This is a genomic window from Mesorhizobium alhagi CCNWXJ12-2, from assembly GCF_000236565.1.
Lineage (GTDB): Bacteria > Pseudomonadota > Alphaproteobacteria > Rhizobiales > Rhizobiaceae > Allomesorhizobium > Allomesorhizobium alhagi.
This window is the reverse complement of sequence record NZ_AHAM01000348.1, coordinates 1-2771: the sequence shown is the minus strand read 5'-3', so window position 1 is coordinate 2771 and position 2771 is coordinate 1. Positions and strand designations below refer to the sequence as shown.

Genomic DNA, 2771 nt, shown 5'->3' with positions numbered 1-2771 from the left:
TGGACGTTGAATCAGCCAAACCGATTCGCGTCACATCACAATCGACTCATCGATCGCCGGACGTGCTCTAGATGATGACGATCGGGGTCTTCTCGACAACTCGGTCATAGAGGTCGATCACGTCCTGATTGATCATGCGCACGCAGCCTGAGGACAGCGCCTGGCCGACGGTCCACCACTGCGGCGTGCCGTGAACGCGATATCCTGTGTCCTGGTCACCTTGGTAGATGTAAAGCGCGCGCGCGCCGAGCGGATTGGTAAGACTGCCTGGCATTCCACCTCTGAATTCCGCGAGCTCCGGTTTGCGTTCGATCATTTCTGGCGGCGGGGTCCACTTCGGCCACGCTTTCTTATACTGGATTCTGCCGCGGCCGGACCAGCTTAGTCCGTCCTCCCCTACGCCGACTCCATAGCGGATGGCCTGGCTGCCCGGCATCACGAAATAGAGAAACCGCTCCTGAAGTTGCACAACTATGGTGCCTGGCGGCTCGCCGGTCGGATCGATAACCAACTGGCGGCGGTATTTTGGATCAAACCTGCCGTAGGTGATCTCCGGAAGCTCGTACCCGCCGTCCGTGAGCGACGGATACATCACCTCTGAGCGCGCTGTCTGCTCCGTCACGCTAAGGCTCGGGCGCACAGGACCCTTTGCTGTCGTAAACCCATCAACAAGTCCGTCGACGCCAAGTGTCCTGGTGCACCCGGAGAGCAGCAAGCCTCCTGCGCCAAGGAGCACCGCTCGACGCGAGAGCGGGGTGTCAGGCAAGGTACTGGAATTGGAAGCAGCCGACTTCTGCAGCACACGGCACCCCTACTCATCTGGATACGTACGTGGTCAGAAGCACGCACCGGGCTATCTGCGCAAAACATGGTTCATAAACAATGAAGTGAAGTTCATGGCGTGAGACGAAATGTATCCTCGCGGGCAAGGTTCTCCATGCGACTTGAGCGAGACATGGGAGGCAAAATCGATGGTCGATGTCAGGCTGACGCCCAAAGTGCAGGCGAGCGACATTGCCATTGCCGAGGGCTGGCCCGCTGAGTTGAACCGGCCAATAGCGAGGCTCGACGCAAGCGATTCTCACAATTACTGCAAAGGCATATCGCGGACGAGCCGTTTCGGGACTATTTGAACGGGCGCGTCATCGTCGACGATCCGTCGCATCCTTGGCGGTTTCTCGCTTCAGTGGAGTAGGGGTTACATCATTGAGACGAAGAAGACATGTATCGGCAGATAATGGAATTGAACACACCCTAGAGCACTGTCTTTCACCGCCCCCTGCAGAGGCGACGACCTGATCAGATCGTTGATGTGCTCGCCGCGCTGGGTGCCGACCCCAGGTGAGCGGGTCAATACGCCAATCTCTTGAAGAAGGTTGGCATCTGGCACACTTTTGTGCAGTGCGAAGAGCCAAATCGCATCTTACGAGCTGATCAGCACCGTGCTCTCCGGCGACCAGCGCAGCACGACGTTCGCCCCTTCCGCCAGTTTTTCGGCACCGCTGTTCTGCACCAGGACCTTTATCGATTCGCCATCGCGGTCGACGAAGTAGGTGCTGCTGTTGCCAGCAAAAATGCGTTTTGAAACACGGCCCCTAAGTAGATTTCCGCTGGCCTGGTCTGCGCCGGCCGCCTCGGCAATCTGGATGCGTTCGGGTCGTACCGCACAGCTGACTTTCGCGCCGGCCACCTTCCTGACCCCTGAGCCAGCCGCGATTGCCGTGCCATCGGGCAGGCGAATGCCATCCTCGGTGGCGTCGCCGCGCAATATGTTGGCGTCGCCGAGGAAAGTGGCGGCGAACTCGCTTCGCGGGCTGTCGTAGATGTCCTCCGGCGGGCCTTCCTGCACCAAGCGCCCGTCGCGCAATATGCCAATGCGGTCGCTCATCGTAAGCGCCTCTTCCTGGTCGTGGGTGACGAAGATGGTCGTGATACCAATCTCGCGTTGGATGCGCTTCAGTTCGATCTGCATGTCGACGCGCAGCGCCTTGTCCAGCGCGCCGAGCGGCTCGTCGAGCAAAAGCACGCGCGGCTTGATGACGATGGCGCGGGCAAGCGCCACGCGCTGGCGCTGGCCGCCGGACAATTGATGCGGGCGGCGTTCGCCGAGCTTGCCGAGCTGGACGAGGTCGAGCGCGTTTTGCACGGCACCGGCGATCTCCGACTTCGATTCGCCTCGAACCGACAGCCCGAAGGCGATGTTGTCGGCGACGCTCATGTTCGGGAACAGGGCGTAGCTCTGGAACACCATGCCGATGCGGCGCTTCTCGACCGGCACGCGCTCGACGCCCTCGCCGCCGATCCGGATGCTGCCGGCGTCGGGAAAGTCGAAGCCGGCGATCATGCGCAGGAGCGTGGTCTTGCCACTGCCCGACGGTCCGAGCAGGGCATAGAACCCGCCATCGGGAAAATCGATCGACACATTGTCGAGCGCCTTGTGCGCGCCGAACGAGCGCGAGAGTTTTTCGACCTGAACCTCGGCCATTATTTTTCTCCCCCGAACTTGAAGAAGCGGGCCGCGACGAGCATCAGGCCCATCGAGACGGCGATGATGATGGTGGACACCGCATTGATCTCGGGCGTGAAGCCCTTGCGGATGGCGGCATAGATTTCGACCGGCAACGTGGCCTCGCCCGGCGTCGAGAGGAAGTACGACACCACGAACTGGTCGAAGGAAACGGCGAAGGCGAACAACGCGCCGGCAATAACGCCCGGCATTATCCATGGCAGCGTGACGCGCATTGTCACCTGCCACTGGCTGGGGCGCCGGG

3 protein-coding genes are annotated in these 2771 nt (G+C 60.8%); all 3 read right to left on the bottom strand.

Features of this window, described 5'->3' with window-relative positions; all coding sequences use genetic code 11:
• Positions 1-67 precede the first annotated feature (67 nt).
• On the bottom strand, positions 68-766 hold the full coding sequence (locus MAXJ12_RS34040; RefSeq protein WP_193364394.1) for a L,D-transpeptidase: 699 nt from the start codon (positions 764-766) through the stop codon (positions 68-70).
• A gap of 657 nt (positions 767-1423) precedes the next feature.
• The gene (locus MAXJ12_RS34035) at positions 1424-2485 is read right to left on the bottom strand and encodes an ABC transporter ATP-binding protein (protein ID WP_008840807.1); all 1062 of its coding nucleotides are present in this window, start codon (positions 2483-2485) and stop codon (positions 1424-1426) included.
• Positions 2485-2771, bottom strand: a 287-nt coding sequence (locus tag MAXJ12_RS34030) for an ABC transporter permease (protein ID WP_008840806.1), incomplete at its 5' end; no start/stop codon positions are given. The genes MAXJ12_RS34030 and MAXJ12_RS34035, both read right to left, overlap by 1 nt.

Coding starts and splice junctions, on each gene's coding strand:
- MAXJ12_RS34035 (WP_008840807.1), bottom strand. CDS start 2,485: ATGGCCGAGGTTCAGGTCGAAAAACTCTCGCGCTCGTTCGGCGCGCAC.